We start from the raw sequence: 22,506 nt of genomic DNA, 5'->3' as shown, positions 1-22,506 counted from the left end.
TTGATACGTTCTTGGTCTGAAAGCTGCTGTACTTTAACTGGATTTTGTTTATCTAAATATTTTTGATACCAAACACGTAGTGTTTCAGGAGTACAACCCTTGCGCAGTATACTGCTCAGGGAGCAATTGCTGTGATTGCAGCCCAAGTAGAAGGATAATCTTTTTCAGATTCAATCAATAATTGAATCGCTCTTTCTCTGATTTCAGGGGTATATTTTAATTTTGTCATCGGGATAGTCTCTCAGAATATTGACTCTCCGACAAACCCGGTACGGTTCAGGACGAGTTTGTAGCGGAAGTTGTGGCATTACCATCTTTGGCACCCACAATATCTGTTCCGTTAAAGCGTTCAATTCTTTTTAGCCCAACGCTATGGTTGGCACTGGTATCCGCAGTTGGTTTTATAATTTTGGGTGAAGTATAAATTTAAACCAGAAATTTTTAATTTTCTATTTTTAACTCGGTATTTCTCTATTCTTCAATTTAAAAAAGCGCCTATAAGTGCTTTTTTGGTTTTTCTATTAAAGAATTTCATAAAAGCTTTTTGATGTATTTTTTATTACAATTATTAAAAATATCAAAGACAAGAGTGAATTATGTTTCAAGAGGGGAAAATCAAAACCTATCACGAAGCGCGTGGTTTTGGTTTTATTCAAATCGAAGGGAAATCTAAAGACTTATTTTTTCACATTAAAGACTTTCCCAATCAAAATATTCCACTAAAAATTGGGGAAAAATTAAAGTTTTTAATGGTTGAAGATAATGGAAAGTTTAAGGCAGACCATATTGTCCGGCTGGATATTAAATCAAAATTGGTTATTAAGCAGAATAATGATTTATATGAAGATCCTGAAGTACATGTTTCTCCACGTTATGAAAAGACAAAATCATCAACTCGATCCAAACTAATCACAATATCGGGACTAATTATTATTGCGATTCTTGTTGGGCTTGTTTATAACAAATACCAAAGCTACCAAGTTCAAAAACAGCAGAAGCTTGAACAACTGATGGTAGAGCAGCAACGAATTGTAGTTGAGCAGCGAGCGGCACTTAGCTATGGAGGGATTATCTGAGCAGGGGAGGAAGAATCTAGAAAATCGCGGTGCTGAGTTACCAAGCCAAAGTTACTCTATTAATCCGAAAACTTCAGAAACGGCTTCGCCATCTGTATCTCAATTCAAATGCGATAGTCGAGAACACTGTAGCCAGATGAGTTCTTACGAAGAGGCTTTATTTTTTATCCGGAACTGTCCAAATACTAAAATGGATGGTGACGGCGATGGTATCCCGTGTGAAAGCCAATTTTAAGATAGAATAAAAAAGCACCTTCAGGTGCTTTTTGATTGAAAAAAAAATTTAAGCTTCACAGAAATTCATAAAGGCTCTCAGGCCTGGCCCCTGATATTTCTGGCGATGTACCAGCATAAACAATGGACGCGTTAGAGACCAGAACGGAGTATTGAGAATCACCAGTTGACCTTTCTCGCGTAAAGGCTCAATCGCAAGTTTGGAAATACAGGACATGCCGATTCCGCCGGCTACGATTTTCAAAATTGCTTCATTATGGCCAAGTGTCAGACGGATATTGGCATCCGGCACATCTTTCAAAATGGCATTGTCGAATACTTCGCGAGTACCTGAACCTTCTTCGCGCAGAATCCACTCTACAGATTTGAAATCTTCCGCGGTCAGCTCACGGTTCAATTGCGCTAGGGGATGATCCGGTGCACAGCACACCGCGAGCTCATCATCGCGCCAATGGATACATTGCAGTTGTGGCAGATGACAGGAGCCTTCGATCAAGGCCAGATCTAGCTGGAACTGATTCACCGCTTCAATCATTTGACGGGTATTACCAACTTGCAGCTGTAAATGCGCTTGAGGCTGAATTTTTAGAAAATCGGCCATCAGGTCAGGAATCAGGTAATCTGAAATGGTCAGGGTTGCACCTAAACGTAAATCGATACTTTGAAGCTCACCTTTCGCAACCTGTTCAAAAGATTCGCATCGACCTAAAATTTCCAGCGCTTGAGGGAGAAGAAAGCGCCCTAGGTCATTGAGCTGTAAACGTTTGCCTAGACGGTCAAATAATGGAGCACCCAGACCATCTTCCAGATCTGCTAAAGCCATACTAGCCGCACTTTGAGTAAGTTTGACGGCATCGCTAGCCTTCGTTACGGTACCCTCTTGTGCCACTGCTACAAAAACAGCCAATTGGCGTAAAGTCATGCGCATGAGTAGAGCCTTAACATTTAAAAAATATTAATAAATTATATTGCCATGCTACCATGAGCACAGTCTTTCATGCCACGTTGAAATCATGTCAATTGAAAAATTTAGCCAAGAAAAAGTTTTATCTGTACACCGCTGGACCAATACATTATTCAGTTTCACCATGACACGCCCGGCACACTTCAAATTCACTGCGGGGCAATTTGCGCGTATTGGCCTGCAAGTGGGAGATGAACTGGTGGTTCGTGCCTATTCGGTGGTGTCATCTCCTTTTGATGAAACTCTGGAGTTTTTTTCGATTGTGGTTCCAGAAGGTAAATTTACCTCCAATTTACAGCACCTTAAAGTAGGGGATGAGCTGTTTCTGGAAAAAATTCCGTATGGTTATCTGACGCTGGCCCGTTATCAGTTGCCCTTGCCCAAAGACTTGTGGTTACTGGGCACTGGAACTGGTCTGGCACCGTTTCTGTGTATGTTGCAAGACTTTGAAACCTGGAGCAAATACGAAAAAATCAATCTGGTATATAGCGTGCGTAGCCGGGCTGAACTCGCTTATGTGGAACGGATTCAGGAAATTGCCGAAACCTTTGGCGAAGGACATAGCGGATTTAAATTTATTCCGATTATTACCCGTGAGCCTGATGCACCTTTGCACGACCGCTTACCGGTGCTGATTGCCAATGGCGAGCTGGAAAAAGCCGCAGGTATGCAGCTCAATCCGCAAACCACCCATGTCATGCTTTGCGGTAACCCGGAAATGGTCGATGATACCAAAGAAGCCTTAAAAGCCCGTGGCCTGATCATGAACCGGCGTGGTGAAGGCAATATTGCAGTCGAGAATTATTGGTAAGTCTGAATTGCTGATTGTCAAAAGCTCATCCTTGGATGAGCTTTTTTATCTGCAAGGTGAATAATGACAGCTTAGTGCAGAATCTTGTTCAGGAATTGCTGGGCACGCTCACCACGCGCTGTATTAAAGAAATCATCTTTACTGCAATCTTCCACAATTTTTCCCTGATCCATAAAGATGACCCGGTTGGCAACCTGTCGGGCAAAGCCCATTTCGTGGGTGACACACATCATGGTCATGCCTTCTTTGGCCAGACCGACCATGACATCGAGCACCTCATTAATCATTTCAGGGTCAAGCGCAGAAGTTGGTTCATCAAATAACATGGCAATCGGATCCATGCTCAGCGCACGAGCAATCGCGACACGTTGCTGTTGTCCGCCAGAAAGTTGTGCCGGGAATTTATTGGCCTGTGCACTTAAGCCGACACGATCCAGATAAGCAAGTCCTTTCTGTTTGGCTTCGGCTTCAGAACGACCCAATACCTTGATCTGGGCAATGCTCAGATTTTCAGTAATACTGAGATGCGGGAACAATTCAAAATGCTGAAACACCATGCCCACGCGACTTCTTAGTTTATTTAAATTGGTTTTCGGATCATTAATTTTAATTCCATCGACCAGAATACTGCCTTGCTGAACAGGTTCCAGACCATTGACAGTTTTAATCAGGGTTGATTTTCCTGAACCAGAAGGACCACAAACCACCACCACTTCACCTTGCCGAATCTGGGTGGTGCAGTCGGTCAGTACCTGAAAATCTTTATACCATTTACTGACATGCTGGAGGTCAATCATGACTTTGGCTTCGTTCATACAGTTAACCTCTGCTGTAATTTTTTAATAATATAGGTGGCGATCATACTGATGGTGAAATAGACCAAACCGGCAAAAATAATATATTGGGTGAGTAAGCCCATCAGGTCACCACGTACATAATTGCTGCGGAAAAAGTCCAACAGGCCAATTGCATACACCATGGTGGAATCCTGAAACAAAATAATGGTCTGTTGTAATAATAGCGGTGTCATTTTGCGAAAGGCCTGAGGCAGTACAATCAGGCGCATGGACTGGCCATAGCTCATGCCGAGGGCAGAGGCCGCATCTGTTTGTCCCTTAGGAATAGACTGGATTCCGGCACGGACAATTTCGGAAAAATAGGCGGCTTCAAACAGCATAAAAGCCACAATACTGGACACCAGTGCCGTATCCATGGTCAGATATTTTCCAGTCACCCCAGTATAGATAAAAGGCACAGCGAAGTAGAACCACATCAGTACCAGCAGCAGGGGAATCGAACGGAACAGATTGACATAACCCTTGGCAATCCAGTTCAACACCTTGATTGAAGACAGCCGCATCAATGCCAGTAAGGTGCCAATAAAGACCCCGCCAATGGTGGCAAAAAATAAGACTTTTAAAGTAATACTCAGACCATGCCATAGAGCAGGTGCGGATAATTGTAAATCCTGAAAAAATGCAGTGAACCATTCCATTATTTAGTCCCCGCAATCAGACCGGGCACCTGAAGGCGCTTTTCCAGAAAGTTCATCAAGCCAATCAGGCAGACATTGATCAGGATAAAAATCAGGGTGACATAGGTGTAAATCTCAATGGTATTTTGCGTATATTCGCTGATGGTTTTCATCTGGGAAATGAGTTCCGCAACCCCGACCAGTGAGGCCACCGAGGTGTTCTTGACACAGTTGGTCAGCTCAGAACTTAAGGGAGGTAAGATCATGCGAAAAGACTGCGGTAAAATCACATAGCGATATAATTGTGTGGTGCTAAACCCCATAGCATAGCCGGCATTGATCTGCCCGGGTGGAATGGCTTCAATCCCGGTACGCACCTGCTCACAAACCCGCGCTGCGGTAAACAGTCCCAAACCAATACTGGCTGAAATCAGCGCCGTGGTATTGGCTCCCAGATCATTGATCCACCAGCTTTGAATGCTGTTCGGCAGAAAATTCGGAACCACATAGAACCAGATAAATAACTGGATCAGTAAAGGCACATTCCGAAAAATGGTGACATAAGCGCTACCAATCGCCCGGGCCGTTGGGCTGGGCAAGGTGCGCATGATGCCCAGCAGGCTACCCAAGAGCATGGCAATCGACCAGGCTACAATCGCAATGACCGCTAACCAGCCGAGGCCAGTCATGATCCAGTTGAGATAGGTGCTATCACCAATCCCGGTCGGTTGTAATAAGACACCCCAATTCCAGCTGTAATTCATGATCACTCCAAAATGGGCTTAAACAGGTGATGCTTAAGCAGATGAATAAGATTCAGAATCTATTGATCGCGATCATGCGGGGTGCTGATCAGGGCCTTCAAGTCATCAGACATGGCAAAGTTCAGGTTGATATTTTTCGGTGGAATTGGCGACTGGAACCATTTCTGGTACATGCTATTGATTTCACCGGAGCTATATGTGGCTTTAATCGCGTCATCTACCACCTGCTTAAATTCGGGGTCTCCCTTACGTAACATACAGCCATAGATTTCATTGATGGGCGCTGTACCTACAATGTGCCATTGTTGCGGATTTTTAGCCTTGGATTTTTCTCCCGCCAGTAAAATGTCATCCATCATAAAGGCAGCAGCACGGCCACTTTGCAGCATTAAAAAGGATTCTGCATGGTCTTTGGCCGAAATAATTTCACCAATGCCCAATTCTTTTTCATGCTGACGAATATAGCGTTCCGATGTGGTGCCGGCAGTGGTCACCAGTTTTTTGCCTTTCAGATCGCTAAAATCTTGAATACCAGAATTGGTTGCGGTTAATAGACGGGAACCTACTTGAAAAAAGCCGACAGAGAAATCGACCTGTTGCTGGCGTTCCTTATTATTCGTCGTTGAACCACATTCCAGATCAACCGTACCGTTGGAGACCAGTGGAATCCGGTTCTGGCTGGTCACCAGGTTGTAGCGGATTTTTAAATCAGGAAGATTCAGCTTTTGTTTGACGGCTTCGACCACTTTTAATTGCAGGTCATGGGCATAGCCGACTGGCTGATTCGGATTGTCAGCGATATAAGAAAATGGAATCGAGGAGTCACGATAACCTAATACAATCGTGCCGGACTGTTTGATCTTATTGAGCGTGCCAGAAGTATTCTCGCTGCCTTGCTGATTGCTTGGTGCCTGATTATCACTACAGGCACTCAGTCCCAAGGTCAGGGCACTGGCACACAGCAGCGTAGCGAATTGAGTCTTTGTTTTCATCGTGAAACTCCATTTTTCATTTTCAATTATTATGAGTACGCCTGTTTTCAGGCGCTGCTAAGACAATATTCTGATTATTGCTATAAAGTCTAAGTATTCGTTTATATTCATCTTAGTTGATGATTCAAGCATGACTCAAGCTGAATTTATTGCTGAAATGTTACTGAATCAGAAAAGGAAATCTGTGGGATGCTCAAAGGAATGCAAATAAATAAAGAGATTGAACTACAAGTATAAGAAAGAAAAAGTCACAAAAAAACCTCCAAACTGGAGGTTTTTTTATCGGTTCAAGCTTAATGCACAAACATATCCATCGATTCACGAATTTCTTGAATGGCCGTTTCGACATCGGCGCTGAGCCAGGTCGGTTCAAAGAATCCAGCGTAGTGCTCAAGACGATCCGCAGGGACGACTAAGCGTACCGGACAATCCTCTTCCAATAAACGCCATGGAATAATTGGCACTTCATTGTCAAGCCATGCTGTTACATCTCGGATATCGATAATCATTGCGTTGACACAGTCCGGGAAAGGCATCACGGAAAACTCTTCAGTACGACGACGGAAATACTCCAGGTCTTGCCAGCGCAGTGCAAAACTCGGTTTACTGAATTCGATAATCCCGATCAGATGCTGATCGCGAGTATGATGCAAAGTGCATTGGTGGGTGACATCAGTGTCAAGATCCAACGATACACTTTGTTGACGATACGCCATAGAGCTCGATGAAATAAAAAAATGAGGGACACATTATAGCCCATTTTATAGAAACTGAGCAGTGCTATTGTTTAGCGCAAATTTTAGTGTTGGTTCTGCCCTGAGGTCGCGTACTGAAGCTCTTGAATTTCAAAGGACTGCATACCACTCAGGCAACTCAAGCAAACTGGGATTGGAAAAGAATGGAGAAGCTAAACCTCATTATCAGATTGATTATAAAGCCTTTTTCTTTTCTGATACGCTTTATATCGCTCTATAAGAAGGTTTAAGCGAATAGTGTTGCAATTATTCAAGCGATTAGATGTGTTGATCTGCCAGTAATTTTCTATGTCATTCACATGAGGGGAAAATGAATAGCAGGATAATACTGAGTTAAACCCATTCACCATCAACCAGTAGCGATCAGTGAATTAAAAATGAGCACGATTGCTTAAAGATTATTCTAAATATTATTCATACATATAACTTACATCCCGTCACCATCTCACCATGTTTTGTCACAGAAGCTGTTTTAACTGCTTGTTATGCTAAAAATCTACTTATGAATAACAAAGAGTGAGGATGGTTATGGTCGATGATTTCAATAAAAAACCACCTTTAGATCATCAGACAGCAGTGACGCAAAAAAAGCGTATTCCTGTTTATATCTTGATTTTGGTAGGTATCTTTTTACTGGCATTACTGTTCTATATGTTTGCTGACATGAATCCAGACGCAAATGATGCACCTGCTGGACATCCGAACCCTAGTGTGCAACCTGCGACACCAAACAATACGACTCCAGTCGGTGAACCTACAGAAGCTACTGCAACGCTAGGTGATGGAACAGAAGCAACAGCAACTGCGACAGATGATGCACAGGCGGCTCGATAACTCAGACATATATCAAAAGCTCTAGTGAAACCACTGGGGCTTTTTTGCAATATATTGTGATGTTTAAGCTAATGATAGCTAGCTGGCTCAAGTCTAAAAACATCAAATCTGAAGGTGAATCCGAAAGAAGAAGGGGCTGAATGTTTCAAGGATAGGCTCCCGATTTCAGATAAATAGCTTAATAACAAAGAGGGTAAAACAACATGAATGATTATATGAGAAGTCCGCGTGGCGGCTTCGACGCCATGTATTATTGGGATCAGTTTCATCCCATTCTGAGTGCAATTGCCATATTAGTCATTGGTTGGATCATTGCATTACTGGTTTCGGCAGCAGTCAAGAAAGTCTTGCAAAAACTTGGAACCAATACACATTTAAATACGGCGACAGGCCATCGCTCTAATATCGAAAGTATTATTGCCCGGGTGGTGTTCTGGATTATTCTGATTATTGCCGTAATTGGTTCACTGAATGTACTCAACCTGACCAGTATCAGTGGTCCTTTCAGTAATATGATTCAGCAATTCCTGTTATTTATCCCGCAGTTACTAGGTGCAATTGCAGTCGGATTCATAGGGTGGATTGTCGCCAACCTGGTGAAAATAGGGCTACAAAAGCTACTTGACCGAACCCAACTAGATGAAAAACTCAGTGCTGAAGTGGGTGTCAGTCCCATTAGTCAGAACATCAGTGAAATTGCTTACTGGTTAATTTTATTACTGTTCTTGCCAATCGTACTGTCTATTCTGGGACTCAACGGTCTGTTGTTACCAGTTCAGAATATGCTGACTGATGTCGTAAGCTACTTACCAAATATCTTTATTGCTGCAGTGATCATTTTTGTCGGTTATATTCTGGCAAAAATTGTTCGCGGTATTGTTGAAGGCCTATTAAACAGTCTGAATGTACAACAACAAGCTGAAAAAGTAGGTATTTTCAAAAATTCCAATGTGGCACAGGTGATTGGTTCATTCATCTTCGCCGTCGTGATCATTACTGCATTGATTATTGCTTTTGAAGCATTGGGTGTCGAAGCGATTTCTCAGCCTGCCACGGCAATGCTGTATGAAATCATGAATGCCATTCCGAATATTATCGCTGCTGCCTTAATTCTGATTCTGGCTTATGTGGTCTCTAAACTGGTCGCACGTCTGGTGGTTGAAGTGGTATCGGGTACAGGTGTTGATGAAATTCCTGCCAAACTGGATGTACAGCGTTTTTTAGGCACCACTAAACTTTCGAGTGTGGTCGGTTATCTGATCGTATTGTTCACCATGTTATTTGCGGTGTCCGAAGCAGCAGACCGTCTCGGCTTTGAACAGGTGAGCGGCCTGATTGCGATGTTTATTTACTTCGGCGCCAACATCTTGCTCGGTGCCGTGATTCTGGTGATCGGTTTCTGGCTGGCAAATATTGTCGCGAACATCGTACAACGCGGTGAATATAACAGCTCACGCTGGTTAGCGAATCTGGTGCGTGTCCTGATTATGGGCTTGGTCGTTGCCATGGGTCTACGTGCCATGGGTATTGCCGACTCGATTGTGAACCTGGCATTTGGTTTAACGCTGGGTGCTGTCGCAGTAGCATTTGCTCTGGCTTTTGGTCTGGGTGGTCGTCAGCCTGCGGAGCGAGTTTTAACAGATCTGATTGATAAAGCAAAACGCGAAGCCAAAGAACCGAATCCAGTCAAAGATCAAGCTGAAAACAGCATATTTTCAGGATTAGGTACTCAGAGTACTTCAAGTACAACGGACATGGCAGGCACGACAGGTGCAGCGATGGGGATGGGTTCTACAGATACATCAATGGGACAATACTCCGACCGTTCACAAAACATGACCGATACTACTGATTCTTCAACCACTACGCCAGGAGCAGGTATTGTGCCAAATCAAGATTCAGACGCAGAGGGTACTACGCCAATGAGTACGGACTTATCGCATACCACACCGGCAATCCTCACCACTGCACCGCAGGATGATGAATCATTGGGTATTGATCCGGTCAATCCGGATGCGGATCAAGCCGTACCTGATTCAGTAAAAGTCGATCCGACTCATCCGCCAGTCAATAATCCATTTGGTTCAACCGGAGAAAAAGAACCAAATGTCGATATTGATCGTTCCACTCAGAAAAAAGATGACCTGAAATAACCTGTCATTTTTAACCAAAATCGGCCACGCTCATGTGGTCGATTTTTTTCAGTCACGAGGAAAAATAAATGAATAGCAAGAAACCCAACAAAGTTCTGGCTCCTTTGGTTATCGCGGGAATTACCCTTGGCTTTTTTACCGCTGCCTATCGATTTATTTTTGTGAAGAGCAAACAGGACGAGCAGTCAGAGCGAGCGCTGGATAGGAAAATACCTGATACAGACGAATTTAACTGAAAGAATTCTGCTGAATAACAAACAATAGAATTTGGCCTTTAAGAAATATATAATATTCAGGTGAATACTAAAATGATTTTGGTATTCTTCTTGCATTAAAAATATAAAAAAGGGAGATCAACATCATGTGGCAAACACTATCATATACATTCAAGAACACTTCAGCAGATGAAGCACCGCCATATTTGCGAGAAGCCACTCGAAAAATGCAGCTGACGATTGACCGTTTAGGAAATACGGCCAATCTCAAGCTGTTTAAGACAGATTATCTGGAATGAACTAAATATCAGTCTTGATGATCTATTGATTAAATATATTCCGATGCGGCATGCGCGGATGACCATGCCCATTGGAAATTATAGCCGCCCAAATGTCCGGTAACATCCAGCACCTCACCAATAAAATACAGGCCTTTCTGCTTTTGACTTTCCATGGTTTTTGAAGAGACTTCGCTGGTATCCACACCACCCAAAGTCACTTCCGCAGTACGGTAGCCTTCTGTTCCGGATGGTTTCACTTCAAAACCATGCAGCCGTGTCGCAATCTGCTCCAGTTGATTATCACTGATATTGCCAATTGGGTTTTCTGCGACGTCAGTCCAGATTAGACCCTGTAATTCAGCCACGACACTTTTCGGTAAAAATTCATTGAGTAAAGTGCGCAATAACACTTTGGGCTGGCTTTGTTTTTTGGTTTTAAAGAAATCCAGCAAATCTACACTTGGTAAGAAATCGACTTGAAAGCTTTGACCGACATTCCAGTAATTGGACAATTGCAGGGAGCTTGGGCCACTTAAACCACGATGGGTAAACAGCAGTGCTTCGGTGAAACTGTTGAGCTCATTGGAGAGTGTCGCTTCTACGGCATTGCCACTCAAACGAGTCGTCACCTCCTTAAATCCATCAGAGAAAGTGAAGGGCACCAAACCGGCACGGGTTGGATAAACATGATGTCCAAACTGTTTTGCGATATCATAGCCAATGCCCGAACCCCCCAGCGTCGGGATGGACAAGCCACCCGATGCCACCACCACAGATTCAACCTCAAAATATCCAAGTGATGTAGCGACTTGAAATCCTTGATCATCGACTGGATTGACTGCCTTTACTTCGCAGCTGGTTTTAAGATCGACCAGACCGGTCTTGTCACATTCTGCCAACAGCATCGACAGAATATCTTTTGCACCATTGAGGGTAAACAGTTGTCCATGTTTGCGCTCTTCATAAGCAATACCATATTCACAGACCAGGCCAATAAAGTCCCAATTGCTATAACGCGTTAATGCTGAAATGACGAAATGTGGATTATGCGAAATATAATGGCTTGGTTCGACCTCCAGATTGGTAAAATTACATTTACCGCCGCCAGACATCAGGATTTTTTTGCCAACTTTATTGGCTTTTTCCACCACTACGACTTTACGTCCACGTTGTGCAGCCATATACGCCGTCATTAAACCTGAAGCACCGGCACCTATGACGAGAACATCGTATTGCTTGGAAGACATAAAACACTCGAGGGAGAACAAAAGGAAAGCATTATAGACAATTTTATTTCCGCTTTCTCTATTCCTGAACAATCAACAGGCTGATTGCCAATCCGTATTAGAGTTTAAACATAAAATATTTGTAAGTCGGCTTAAAATCATGCATAGTTTTTGTACAGTTTTACAAAAGTCACAATAATAAGGCAGGGCTTATGGCAACGTCAGAGGATCTAAAACAATACAACCTGATCAGTTATATTCTTTATATTCTGGGGTTTTTTCTGGGTGTGACCCCATTTATAGCCATTATCATGAACTATATTAAACGTGATGAAATGCGCGGCACCTGGCTGGAAAGTCATGTGGACTGGCAGATTAAAACCTTCTGGGTCAGTTTGCTGGGTTATATTGTTGGTGGCTTATTAACTATGATCTTGATCGGATTTCTAATCATATTTTTGGTCTTTATCTGGCATATCTACCGCTTGGTCAAAGGGATGATTGCGCTGAATAATAATCAACCGATTCAGGCTTAAGCAATTGTAGAAGTAGTATCCATGTTACGGCCTTGCAACCCACCGCTATGAATCACCAGCAGTCTAGATCCTGCTGGGAAATAATCTTTTTCAATCAAATCAAAGATGCCCATCAACATTTTAGCGGTATAGACCTGCTCTAGTGGAATGGCAAATTCGGTTTCAAAATCCCGAATAAACTGCATGAGGGCTGTGCTGGTTTTGGCATAGCCGCCACAGCAATAATCATCCAGAATAGTCCAGTTGGTTTTGCTGGTTAGTTGCGCGACTTCATCTTTTAAAAATGAGCCTTGCAGCGCTGAAAATCCTAAAACCTGCTGATGAGCCTGACTGGCTTCGATCAGACCGGTGATGGTTCCACCAGTGCCTACTGCGCAGCAAACCACATCAAATTGAGCATCTTGCGGGCTTAAAATTTCCCGACAGCCCTGAATGGCCAAAGCGTTGGTTCCACCTTCAGGAATGAGATAATGCTCAGGAAATTGTTGTGCGATTTCGGCCAGATACTCAGGCTGTTGCTTGCGACGATAGTGTTCACGACTGACAAAATGTAGCTGCATCCCCAACTGCCGTGCGGTGGCTAAAGTCGGATTGAGTGGCCGATGGGCCAGCTCCTCACCCCGAATAATCCCCACACTTTGAAAACCAAACTGCTGTGCGGCAAATGCAGTGGCCGCAATATGATTGGAATACGCACCACCAAAGCTGAGAATCTGCCGATAACCCTGTCTTTGTGCTTCCAGAAAATTGTATTTCAGTTTAAAAAACTTGTTGCCTGAAATTTGCGGATGTACCAGATCCAGACGACGTATTGTTAAAATAATATCGTGAAAATTAATCTGTTGATCGGGAATATTTTGGGCAATCTCTGCAAACATAAAAATTAACACAGTCAGTTATTCGGCCATTATAGCGAAAGCAGTAAAGATCAGGGATTGAGAATAAGTCATTTTCAGGCATGAGATAAAAATTGACGCAGAATGTCACAAATATTCTGCTGATTATTTAAGCAGGGATGCTAATCTAAATACAGGAAACCCTGAGGAGGGTAGAATAATGAAAATATTGTCCTATGCTGTTTTGGTCGGCGTAATGCTCAGTTTGTCGGGTTGTGATGATGCGATGAATAAACCTAAAACAGAGACCCGTACCATGATTATTGGCGGTGTACCGGTACATGATCAGGATTACCAACTGTTAGGCACGCAATTCATTGCTCAGGATCAGTTAAAACAGTAAGCCATTACAGTAACTAAAATTCCTGACCAATACTGAAATTTTTAAAGCAAATCATCCGGTTTTTGCTTAAAATAATCCTTCAATTTTTAAGTCAGGTTATCTCGTGGAATCATTCTGGATTTTAGGCTCAATTGCTGTTGCCCTGATGTTAGGTGCAATGAGTCCCGGGCCGACTTCTATTTATGTGGCAAAAAATTCAATTGCGATTTCACGTAAACATGGTTTATTTACTGCACTGGGGACTGGTCTAGGTGCAGCAATTTTCGGTTTGCTGGCAGTACTGGGTTTGCAGGCATTTTTGCTGGCTGTGCCGTCGGCTTATCTGGCCTTAAAAATTTGTGGGGGTCTATATTTACTTTGGCTGGCTTTTAAAATTATTAAGCATGCCAAAGATCCGATTGAGGCAGATTCGAGCATTACCAAACAGATGTCTTTACGTCGCGCTTTTACCACAGGTTTAATCACGCAGTTGTCGAATCCAAAAATTGCGATTGTGCTGGCCAGTATTTTTACCGCCTTATTACCAAAAGAAATTCCGAACTATTTCTACTTTGCTTTGCCCATTTTATGTTTCTTTATTGATGCTGGCTGGTGCTCACTCGTGGCTGTCGCACTTTCTGCTGAAAAGCCGCGCCGTGTGTATTTAAAGTTTAAGGCATTGTTTGACCGGGCAGCAGGTGCGGTGATGACCGTGCTCGGACTAAAACTTATTTTCGGAATGAAATAGTTTCAACACTTGAAGTCCTCATCCTTGGAAAGTGATCATTCTTGCTAGCTTTCCAAGGGACAGCTGATCATTTGAAATTAATCTTTAAAATGCAAGGGGATCCATTGGTAGCTTTTAGCATCTTTAGAATAGACATGCCCAATCCCCGGAAATGGTAAATGTGGTGCTGCCACCGTCTGGCCATTCTTTGCATATTCCGCAAAATACTTTAAGCGGGTTTCAACCGCTTTTTTCGGATCGATATCAAAATCTATAGCGGTCTGTGGACGGTCAAACTGAATGGTATGGGAGTGTACAATATCCCCAATAAATATCATCTCCTGACCCTTGGATTTTAAGCTAAATCCAAAATGCCCCGGTGTATGCCCCGCTGAACTGATCACATCAAAACCATGGATTTTATCGCCAGCTTTAAAGGTCTTTAACTGACCTTTGGCCTGATAAGGTGCGATGGCTTTCTTGATTTTATCGACTGTACCCAAAAAACCGGCCTGTTTTGCTTTTGGTAATTTTTCTACACTTTTAGGATTCATCCAGAAATCCAGTTCGGCTCGCGATACATAAATATTTGCATTGGCAAAATTGGCGACGCCGTTATTACTGATGCCGCAAACATGATCAGGATGTAAATGCGTTAATAAGATCGTATTGACTTGCTCAGGCTTTTGTCCAGATGCCTGTAAATTTGAATAAATAGACCCAAAGTTTGGCCCATTACAGCTAGAAGCACCGCTATCCACCAAGACCAGTTCTTTGCCTGTATTTACCAGGAAAGCATTGACGGAGGTCTGGATGCCTTTGCTTTGGTCAACATAATATTTTTTTAAAATCTGATTCACTTCTGCTTCAGGAATATCCTTAAACAAGGCTTTGGCTAAATAATTGGTGCCATCCAGCAGGGCAGTAATCTGGTAATCTCCAAAGCTGTATTGATAATATCCGGGAACCTGTTTTTGTTGTTCTAAAGTGGAAGGCGTTTGTGCGTGTGTTGGGGAAATACCTGCCAATGAACCTAAAGCAAGGAGTGATCCGACAAGAGAAGAGCTGAGGTATTTCATGGCTATTCTTATGTAATTAAAGTCAACTCTATGTATTAGCATGGATATTGATAAAAAAGAATATGAATATATTTACTATTTTTTTAAATCGAAATGGCGATTTAGCATCTGTACTAAAAATTCAGTGTGAATCTGTATATTGATTTTTTGAAAGTAAAGAATGTGTTTTTTGTAAAAATATTATTATAAATAAAATGCTTAGATGTATTTCACTTTTTATTAAAAGCTCGTTAACATAGGGTATTACGAACAAGCTTTGGGTGTCGCGATGAGTTTTTGGAAAAGAAAAAACAATGCCAGCTTTGTATTTTTCATTATTACCTTATATTCACTACTTGGTTTTGGACTGGGCTATGTGATTTGGGAATTTGTGTTGCAAGGCTAAGTGACCCAGCAATAAAAAAGCCTCTAGAGATAGAGGCTTTTTTATGTATTGATTAAGCCTTAAAGCATAGATGGATTGAGATAGTTTGTTCCATCAAGTAGTGCAATGATTTGGTGGTGGTAGTAACCAGCAACTTGTTTTTTTAGGGGATTAATTCGGTTTCTTGAGCTTGGGGTAGAGCTATAAATAAGCTAAGCGTTAATGCTGTTATGACGATTTTTTGATTGAATATTTTCATCGTTATTTTTATCTATTATAAAGACGTGTTTTTTAGCATGCTTCGACTGGGTCTTATAGGCAATAAATAAAAAAATTCTCAATTTAATAATAGAGTGTATACATGAATATTTTTTTAAGAATTAGCATATCAGGACTTTACTCAGTGTTTTTATAATTATTTTATAGAAAAAATCCTGTTATTACCAAGTTTTACTCGGTTATACAGGTGTATTTATTGACTATAAAGAAGAGTAAAGTTAATTATTTAAATGAATAAAAATTATAAAAAAATATTGTTAATTTGTTTATTATGTGGAGATATTGTTTATTTATTGTTAAGATTATTTTGAATTAATAAAAATTTTTTTAAGTCACAAGGATTAATATTTTGAAAAAAACAGCACTCGTTTGTTCTTTAACCTGCTTAGCTTTAACAGCGTGTTCAACAACTGAAACCTCAAAAACAATACAAGCACCGCAAGTAACAGCTGCAACCGCACAAGTAAAATATACGGGCGCTAAAACTGCAGTTTCTATTGGGAAATTTGATAACCGTTCAAGTTATATGCGCGGGATTTTTTCTGACAATGTAGATCGTCTGGGGGGGCAAGCAAAAACAATTTTAGAAACTCATTTGCAGCAAACGGGTTATTTCTCTGTTTTAAATCGTGATAATTTATCTGAATTGCAACAAGAAGCAGGATTTGGAAAATCAACACAATCAATTAAAGGCGCACGTTTTGTACTAACAGGGGATGTTTCTGAATTTGGTCGTAAAGAAGTAGGTGATCACCAATTATTTGGTGTATTAGGTCGTGGTAAAACGCAAATCGCTTATGCAAAAGTTAATCTTAATGTAGTTGATGTAAAAACTGCAGAAGTGGTTCACTCAGTACAAGGTGCAGGTGAGTATGCGTTAAGTGAGCGTGAAGTGCTTGGTTTTGGTTCGACCGCATCTTATGACTCAACATTAAACGGTAAGGTTTTAGATTTAGCTGTACGTGAAGCAGTGAATAATCTTGTGCTTGATTTACAGACTGGTAAATGGTCAAACAAGTAATAGGATTATTCTGTGAAAAATATTTTTTTATTACTTGGTGCTGTGATGTCACTAAGTTTGGTTGGTTGTGCAAGTGGTCCTAAATCTTTATATAGTTGGGGTACATATCCGCAACAAACTTATTTGTTGTTAAGTGTTCCTGAAAAAACCTCTCCTCAAGAGCAGATTGCTAAACTTGAAAAAGATATAGAGAAGGCTAAAGCTAAAAATGCGGCTGTGCCCCCGGGTTTATATGCACATTTAGGGCTATTAAATTTAAATCTTAATAATGGCCCACGAGCAGTAGAGTATTTTGAGTTAGAGCGTCAGGTTTATCCAGAATCAACTGTTTTGATGGATCGTTTACTGAAAAAAATGACAAGTCAAACTATTATTGCAGGAGCGAAAAAATGAAACAGTTAAAACATTTATTCGCTTTAGTTGCAGTAACATTGTTAGTTACAGGTTGTGCAGTAGCCCCTAAAAATACGCGTGATTTAAGCAGCTACACCGCGCATATGCCAAAGTCTATTTTGGTGATGCCACCTGTGAATGAATCTCCTGATACACGTGCAATTTATAGTTATTGGTCAACAGTAACTGTTCCTGTTGCAGAGGCAGGTTATTACGTTTTCCCTATTAGCGTTGTCGATACGATGTTTAAGGAAAATGGTATTTATAACGGTTCTGATGCTCAAACAGTAAGCACTCAAAAGCTACAAGAGATTTTTGGCGCTGATGCTGCTTTGTATGTGAAAGTAAAAGAGTATGGTTCGAAGTATCAAGTGATTCAAACGGTAGCTACGGTAGCTGTAGAAGCTAAATTGGTTGATTTAAAAACTGGTCAACTTCTTTGGGAAGGTTCAGAAAAGCAGATCCTTGCTAACAGCAATAATAATGCTGGTTTAGTGGGTATGTTGGTTGGTGCTTTGGTGGATCAAATCTCGAATCATTTAAGTGATAAGGCGTATGTACTATCAGGTACGGTAAGTCAATTGTTGTATTCGCCACGGTTGAATCAGCAAAAAGGTTTGTTATATGGACCAAGATCTCCGAATTTTTCACAGAATTCGATAAGTCCTCAGCAGTAAAAAATCCCCTCAATTGAGGGGATTTTTATATTTAGGTCTAAAAATTAAGACACTTTATCACCCGGTTGAGCACCAGATTCAGGTGAAATCACCCAAACGCCTTCGCCATTACCCGCAGCTAACACCATACCGTTCGAAATACCAAAACGCATCTTACGTGGAGCAAGGTTCGCCACCATCACCACCAATTTACCTTTTAAGTCTTCAGGTTGGTAAAACTCACGAATACCGCTAAATACATTACGTGGCTCAGCTTCACCGACATTTAAAGTCAATTGAAGAAGTTTGTCAGAACCTTCAACGTGAGCTGCTTCTAAAACTTCAGCGACACGCAGGTCAACTTTCATAAAATCATCAATATTAATGATTTCAGCTTCGCCGACTTTAGGTTCAGGTTTAGTCGATGCTTTCTTCTCTTTTTTCTTTTCCACTTTAGGCGTTTCAGCAGGTGCAGCTAAAGAATCTTTAGACGCATCGACCATTGCGGCAACCGCTTTTGGATCTACACGTTGCATCAATGGTTGGAACAATGCAATTTCGTGACCGACCAGAATCGTTTCACGAGAAGCGAAGTCGAAAGATTCTAATTGCAAGAAATCTTGAACTTGTTGCGCCAGTGTTGGCAACACCGGAGCCAAATAAACAGCCAATTGACGGAACAAGTTAATACCGACAGAACATACGTCATGTACTTGTTGTTCCTGACCTTCCTGCTTCGCCAGCGCCCAAGGCTTTTTCTCATCGATATATTGATTGGCTTTATCTGCAAGTGCCATGATTTCACGAATCGCAGCAGAGAATTCACGTGACTCATATTGTGCTGCGATTGAATCACCCGCATCAATGAAGCTTTGAACCAATTCAGGCTCTGCACAGTTTGCACTTAACTTGTTATCAAATTTAGTATTGATGAACTTCGCACAACGGCTGGCAATATTGACCACTTTACCAACTAAGTCAGAATTTACTTTCTGCACAAAATCATCCAGGTTCAAGTCAGAATCTTCAACTTTGTCTGAAAGTTTCGACGCGAAGTAGTAGCGTAAATATTCAGGGTTTAAATGCTCTAAATAGGTTTCCGCTTTAATAAATGTGCCGCGAGATTTCGACATTTTCTGACCATTTACAGTCAAGAAACCGTTTACAAATAACCCTGATGGCGTACGGTAGTTTGCACCTTCAAGCATTGCCGGCCAGAACAGCGCATGGAAATACACAATGTCTTTACCAATGAAGTGATAGACCTCATTTTTAGAATCTTTTTTCCAGTAGTCATCAAAGCTTAAATCAGGACGTTTGGTTTTGATATAGTTTTCAAAACTCGACATGTAGCCAATTGGCGCATCGACCCACACGTAAAAGTATTTGTTGGGTGCGTCTGGAATTTCAAAACCAAAATATGGCGCATCACGCGAAATATCCCAATCATTCAGGCCATTTTCAAACCATTCATCTAATTTGTTGGCAATCGAGACTGGTAAACGGCCTTCATCACGTGTCCATTTTTGCAGGTATTCACCAAAATTCGGCAACTTAAAGAAGTAATGGTCAGATGATTTTTCGACAGGTGTTGCACCGCTTAAAGTCGAATGTGGGTTCAATAATTCGGTTGCATTATAAGTTGCACCGCAAACTTCACATGAATCGCCATATTGATCTTCTACTTTACATTTCGGGCAGGTGCCTTTAATGAAACGGTCTGAGAGGAACATGCCTTTTTCAGGATCGAAAAGCTGGGTGACAGGACGAACCGCAATATTGCCGGCATCACGGTTTTTGAGATAGATTTCAGATGCACGTGCGCGGTTGGTATCGCTATGGGTAGAATCATAATGATCGAAGTGCACTGCAAAACCGTCAAAATCACGAATATGTTCTTTTTGCACGTTGGCAATTTGTGCTTCCGGTGAAATCCCGTTGGCTTCAGCACGTAACATGATGGCTGTGCCGTGAGCATCGTCCGCGCAGACATAAGTCACATCATGACCCATTGCACGCATCGCACGTACCCAAATATCAGCTTGGATATAACCGAGTAGGTGACCCATATGAATCGGGCCATTGGCGTATGGAAGGGCGTTAGTGACTAAGATATTACGCACGGATATGACTCTCTCATTCGTATATTATGCAAGGTGGATGATTTTACCTGATGCAGGTCCGAATACAAAGCAATCCTTTAAGCGAATCAATTCCATTTCACCGCTAATTCGTGTCGAAAGGTCTTTGTATTTACAGAATGTCTTGGAAATGTAGATTTCTCTATATTGCGTTGCCAATAACAGTGATAATAGGCCATTGATCTAAAAGCTTTGAGCTAGAAAACCATGATTGACGAAGATGATTTTGATTTTGACCAACCTGTCACGCGTATTAAACAAAATGCAGCGAGTCAAAAACAGTTGGGCAGTCAGATTTTAAAAGATGCAGAAGCTTATCTTGAAGACATCTCGGCAGATGAACATACACTTTTAATCAAAAACTTATCGGGTTTAGTCGCGCAAGATGCTTATTTCCAAGTGCTGGCAGATCAGCTCGATCAACCGATTGGCGCAAAGTTTGCCAATGATGCTTTAAATTTGATGCATTTTTGGCCGGCCATTCACCAGCTTGAAGATATTGAGCAATTTAAGCTACTCGATATGATCAATAGCGAATATTTCCAGACTGAAATGCTGAAAGCCTTCGATGCCTTAGAGATTGATGAAGACATCAAAGCCAAGCGCCGTTTGGTGCTGCTTGAAAGCTTGAAAATGTACAAACTTGGCTTTTACAGCGGTTGTATTCCAAATGTTTATGCGCAGCTCGAAGGTATTTTGACAGATATCCTGATCAAAGCAGGTTTCCTCAAGCAAAATGGCACCAAGTTTGTCGATGTCTATAAAATCGTACCGGGTTTAAAAGGCAATGAAATTAAAAGCCTGTGGCATAAGTCTAAAATTGCGATTGAACTGAATCCGTATTTTGCTGAACTTGCTGCCTATAAAATGGATTCAAGCTCGAATGTGACCATGAGCCGTCATAACATGCTACATGGCACAGATGTCGACAACTTCAATCAAGCACGCAGCTTCATTCTGTTGATCTGGTTGTTCTCTGCGCTCAGCTTTATGAGCACCTTGCGTGTCTGACTTGAAATAATATCTCCTGATGCATTTGCATCCTATAAACATCTGCTGTGAATTGGCAACACTGATTCTTTGGCTTTGGAAACTATGCTATAACGGCATTTGAATGAGAAGCCAAAGAAAATGTGCTGACAGGCTTTGTCGAAACCTCAAGTAATCGATGGACTTGAATCGCCAGAATCCAAAAGAGTTGGATTATTCATCTTTGCAATACTGATTGGGCGCAGCTCATGCTACAGACTGCAAACAATAGCAACAACATGTACAGGCTTTGTTGCAGTTTGCTTACTGCGCCCGATTTGCCCCACACTTTGTGCTAAAAAATGGCTGATTGTTTATATGATATGCCTAAGGAGGGTACCTCATGACTCAGCAGAACCAGAGCAATAGTTCAAAGCAAAATCAAGACAAAGAACAACATGAGAAACAATTAAATCAGAAAGCCAAAGAAGAGCAAAAGCAAAACCAGAATGACCAGAAGCACAATCAGTCGCATGATACACAAGACACAAAGCCACACCAGACTGATGAAAATTCTGATAGTAAACAAAACTCTAAAGATACAGGTACTGACTCGGAATCGAAGGATGAAGACTCTAAAGAGCAGCCATCTGATCAAAAAAATGATTCAAAAGACGGGCAGTCAGACAACAAAACCGAAAGCTTTAAGATGGATGACTTAAAAGCCAAGGCCATTGCGATTGGTGAGGAGCTATTACAAAAAGGCGAAAAACTTCTGAATGAGCTAAAACATGGCAAGTCCAACGGCCAGAAAAATGATGATCAAGGTTCAGATGACGCAAAAAAGGCAAAAGCTGATCATAGCACTGAAGATAAATCATCGAATCAGTCAGATAAACAAAATGCTAAAGAAGCTCAGACCGATCAACAGGCAAGCATGGCCAATTTAAAAGATGAGGCTGTACATAAGTTTGAAGATACAAAACAAAAGATTACTGAGTTAGTCAGTGAAGCCTCTACCAAGCTGGGTGAGCTGAAACAGATGGCGGCTGATAGCATGAATAAAATGAAAGAAAATCAATCTCAGGGCAATGATTCTGATCAGCAAAAAGATGCCAAAGCTCAAAATTCAGAATCGAAATCAGATCAGTCTGACAAGAGTGAATCTAAAGAAGATCAGGATAAAAATGCCAAGGATCAGCAGCACAAGTCTGAAAATAATAAAAATCATAAATAGACTGTGATTATTGTAGAGCCACTTTAATCAAAGAAGGTTAAAGTGGCTTGCTACACCTAAAATCAATAAAAATTCTTTTCACATCAAAAAGAATCCAGTTGGCTTTA

24 protein-coding genes and 2 pseudogenes are annotated in these 22,506 nt (G+C 41.5%); 15 read left to right on the top strand and 11 right to left on the bottom strand.

The window, feature by feature from the left end; all coding sequences use genetic code 11:
• Positions 1 to 229 (bottom strand): annotated as a pseudogene (locus FTU95_RS09210) (IS3 family transposase); the annotation flags it as partial.
• A gap of 367 nt (positions 230 to 596) precedes the next feature.
• Here FTU95_RS09210 and FTU95_RS09205 point away from each other — a divergent pair.
• Positions 597 to 1,311 (top strand): annotated as a pseudogene (locus FTU95_RS09205) (cold shock domain-containing protein).
• Between the two features lie 48 nt (positions 1,312 to 1,359).
• Here FTU95_RS09205 and gigC read toward each other — a convergent pair.
• Positions 1,360 to 2,238 (bottom strand): LysR family transcriptional regulator GigC, encoded by an 879-nt coding sequence (gigC, locus tag FTU95_RS09200; RefSeq protein ID WP_005169640.1) that lies wholly within the window; start codon positions 2,236 to 2,238, stop codon positions 1,360 to 1,362.
• 85 nt (positions 2,239 to 2,323) lie between these two features.
• Between gigC and FTU95_RS09195 the strand changes: the two genes are divergently transcribed.
• Entirely contained in the window at positions 2,324 to 3,085 is a 762-nt protein-coding gene (locus FTU95_RS09195) for a ferredoxin--NADP reductase (protein ID WP_100329147.1), read from the top strand.
• A gap of 71 nt (positions 3,086 to 3,156) precedes the next feature.
• On the opposite strand, the gene FTU95_RS09190 is transcribed toward FTU95_RS09195, so the two are convergent.
• The 5 genes from FTU95_RS09190 to FTU95_RS09170 form a co-directional block, all read right to left on the bottom strand.
• A complete protein-coding gene (locus FTU95_RS09190) occupies positions 3,157 to 3,882 on the bottom strand; it encodes an amino acid ABC transporter ATP-binding protein (RefSeq protein WP_171063342.1) in 726 nt (241 codons plus the stop codon).
• A gap of 14 nt (positions 3,883 to 3,896) precedes the next feature.
• Positions 3,897 to 4,580, bottom strand: coding sequence for an ABC transporter permease subunit (locus FTU95_RS09185; RefSeq protein ID WP_180078249.1), 684 nt, complete (start codon positions 4,578 to 4,580; stop codon positions 3,897 to 3,899).
• Positions 4,580 to 5,323: an amino acid ABC transporter permease gene (locus FTU95_RS09180; protein WP_074383457.1), complete on the bottom strand. Its 744-nt coding sequence runs from the start codon at positions 5,321 to 5,323 to the stop codon at positions 4,580 to 4,582. The genes FTU95_RS09185 and FTU95_RS09180 overlap by 1 nt, the downstream gene beginning before the upstream one ends.
• 59 nt (positions 5,324 to 5,382) lie before the next feature.
• A complete protein-coding gene (locus FTU95_RS09175; protein WP_180078247.1) occupies positions 5,383 to 6,315 on the bottom strand; it encodes a transporter substrate-binding domain-containing protein in 933 nt (310 codons plus the stop codon).
• A 293-nt stretch (positions 6,316 to 6,608) separates the two neighbouring features.
• Positions 6,609 to 7,031 carry a hypothetical protein gene (locus FTU95_RS09170; protein WP_100534919.1) on the bottom strand — a complete coding sequence of 141 codons (423 nt, stop codon included), beginning with the start codon at positions 7,029 to 7,031 and terminating at the stop codon, positions 6,609 to 6,611.
• A 567-nt stretch (positions 7,032 to 7,598) separates the two neighbouring features.
• Between FTU95_RS09170 and FTU95_RS09165 the strand changes: the two genes are divergently transcribed.
• The 4 genes from FTU95_RS09165 to FTU95_RS09150 all read left to right on the top strand — a co-directional run bounded on the left by FTU95_RS09165 (position 7,599) and on the right by FTU95_RS09150 (position 10,571).
• Entirely contained in the window at positions 7,599 to 7,904 is a 306-nt protein-coding gene (locus FTU95_RS09165) for a hypothetical protein (RefSeq protein ID WP_180078245.1), read from the top strand.
• A 203-nt stretch (positions 7,905 to 8,107) separates the two neighbouring features.
• Positions 8,108 to 10,057 carry a mechanosensitive ion channel gene (locus FTU95_RS09160; RefSeq protein WP_180078243.1) on the top strand — a complete coding sequence of 650 codons (1,950 nt, stop codon included), beginning with the start codon at positions 8,108 to 8,110 and terminating at the stop codon, positions 10,055 to 10,057.
• A 68-nt stretch (positions 10,058 to 10,125) separates the two neighbouring features.
• Positions 10,126 to 10,293 (top strand): hypothetical protein, encoded by a 168-nt coding sequence (locus FTU95_RS09155; protein ID WP_171294128.1) that lies wholly within the window; start codon positions 10,126 to 10,128, stop codon positions 10,291 to 10,293.
• Between the two features lie 125 nt (positions 10,294 to 10,418).
• Positions 10,419 to 10,571, top strand: a complete 153-nt coding sequence (locus FTU95_RS09150; RefSeq protein ID WP_180078241.1) for a hypothetical protein — start codon at positions 10,419 to 10,421, stop codon at positions 10,569 to 10,571.
• Between the two features lie 29 nt (positions 10,572 to 10,600).
• Here FTU95_RS09150 and FTU95_RS09145 read toward each other — a convergent pair whose 3' ends face one another.
• A complete protein-coding gene (locus FTU95_RS09145) occupies positions 10,601 to 11,800 on the bottom strand; it encodes an NAD(P)/FAD-dependent oxidoreductase (protein WP_005169647.1) in 1,200 nt (399 codons plus the stop codon).
• 191 nt (positions 11,801 to 11,991) lie between these two features.
• On the opposite strand from FTU95_RS09145, the gene FTU95_RS09140 reads away from it, so the two are divergent.
• Positions 11,992 to 12,315: a hypothetical protein gene (locus FTU95_RS09140; protein ID WP_005169649.1), complete on the top strand. Its 324-nt coding sequence runs from the start codon at positions 11,992 to 11,994 to the stop codon at positions 12,313 to 12,315.
• Here the strand turns inward: FTU95_RS09140 and FTU95_RS09135 are convergent.
• A complete protein-coding gene (locus FTU95_RS09135; RefSeq protein WP_100534917.1) occupies positions 12,312 to 13,193 on the bottom strand; it encodes a 1-aminocyclopropane-1-carboxylate deaminase/D-cysteine desulfhydrase in 882 nt (293 codons plus the stop codon). The genes FTU95_RS09140 and FTU95_RS09135 overlap by 4 nt on opposite strands.
• Before the next feature lie 178 nt (positions 13,194 to 13,371).
• Between FTU95_RS09135 and FTU95_RS09130 the strand changes: the two genes are divergently transcribed.
• Together FTU95_RS09130 and FTU95_RS09125 are read left to right on the top strand one after the other, a co-directional pair.
• Entirely contained in the window at positions 13,372 to 13,554 is a 183-nt protein-coding gene (locus FTU95_RS09130; RefSeq protein WP_159516138.1) for an NF038215 family lipoprotein, read from the top strand.
• A 103-nt stretch (positions 13,555 to 13,657) separates the two neighbouring features.
• The gene (locus FTU95_RS09125) at positions 13,658 to 14,281 is read left to right on the top strand and encodes a LysE family translocator (protein WP_005097872.1); all 624 of its coding nucleotides are present in this window, start codon (positions 13,658 to 13,660) and stop codon (positions 14,279 to 14,281) included.
• A 77-nt stretch (positions 14,282 to 14,358) separates the two neighbouring features.
• Here the strand turns inward: FTU95_RS09125 and FTU95_RS09120 are convergent, their stop codons facing one another.
• Positions 14,359 to 15,339: an MBL fold metallo-hydrolase gene (locus FTU95_RS09120; protein WP_100355581.1), complete on the bottom strand. Its 981-nt coding sequence runs from the start codon at positions 15,337 to 15,339 to the stop codon at positions 14,359 to 14,361.
• A 268-nt stretch (positions 15,340 to 15,607) separates the two neighbouring features.
• Between FTU95_RS09120 and FTU95_RS15165 the strand changes: the two genes are divergently transcribed.
• From FTU95_RS15165 to FTU95_RS09105, 4 genes are all read left to right on the top strand, one after another.
• Positions 15,608 to 15,724, top strand: a complete 117-nt coding sequence (locus FTU95_RS15165) for a hypothetical protein (protein ID WP_086044934.1) — start codon at positions 15,608 to 15,610, stop codon at positions 15,722 to 15,724.
• A 607-nt stretch (positions 15,725 to 16,331) separates the two neighbouring features.
• Positions 16,332 to 17,003, top strand: coding sequence for a CsgG/HfaB family protein (locus tag FTU95_RS09115; protein WP_005097869.1), 672 nt, complete (start codon positions 16,332 to 16,334; stop codon positions 17,001 to 17,003).
• A gap of 45 nt (positions 17,004 to 17,048) precedes the next feature.
• The gene (locus FTU95_RS09110) at positions 17,049 to 17,396 is read left to right on the top strand and encodes a DUF4810 domain-containing protein (RefSeq protein ID WP_171304303.1); all 348 of its coding nucleotides are present in this window, start codon (positions 17,049 to 17,051) and stop codon (positions 17,394 to 17,396) included.
• Complete coding sequence (locus FTU95_RS09105; RefSeq protein WP_005097867.1) at positions 17,393 to 18,073, top strand: GNA1162 family protein; 681 nt, start codon at positions 17,393 to 17,395, stop codon at positions 18,071 to 18,073. Before FTU95_RS09110 ends, FTU95_RS09105 begins: the two co-directional genes overlap by 4 nt.
• Before the next feature lie 44 nt (positions 18,074 to 18,117).
• Here the strand turns inward: FTU95_RS09105 and metG are convergent, their stop codons facing one another.
• On the bottom strand, positions 18,118 to 20,175 hold the full coding sequence (metG, locus tag FTU95_RS09100) for a methionine--tRNA ligase (RefSeq protein ID WP_180078239.1): 2,058 nt from the start codon (positions 20,173 to 20,175) through the stop codon (positions 18,118 to 18,120).
• Between the two features lie 225 nt (positions 20,176 to 20,400).
• Between metG and FTU95_RS09095 the strand changes: the two genes are divergently transcribed.
• Entirely contained in the window at positions 20,401 to 21,204 is an 804-nt protein-coding gene (locus FTU95_RS09095) for a hypothetical protein (RefSeq protein WP_100358209.1), read from the top strand.
• A 361-nt stretch (positions 21,205 to 21,565) separates the two neighbouring features.
• Positions 21,566 to 22,399, top strand: a complete 834-nt coding sequence (locus tag FTU95_RS09090; protein ID WP_180001851.1) for a hypothetical protein — start codon at positions 21,566 to 21,568, stop codon at positions 22,397 to 22,399.
• Positions 22,400 to 22,506: the final 107 nt, after the last annotated feature.

This window comes from Acinetobacter sp. YH12208 (assembly GCF_013418055.1).
GTDB lineage: Bacteria > Pseudomonadota > Gammaproteobacteria > Pseudomonadales > Moraxellaceae > Acinetobacter > Acinetobacter pseudolwoffii.
This window is presented reverse-complemented; position numbering and strand designations above follow the sequence as displayed.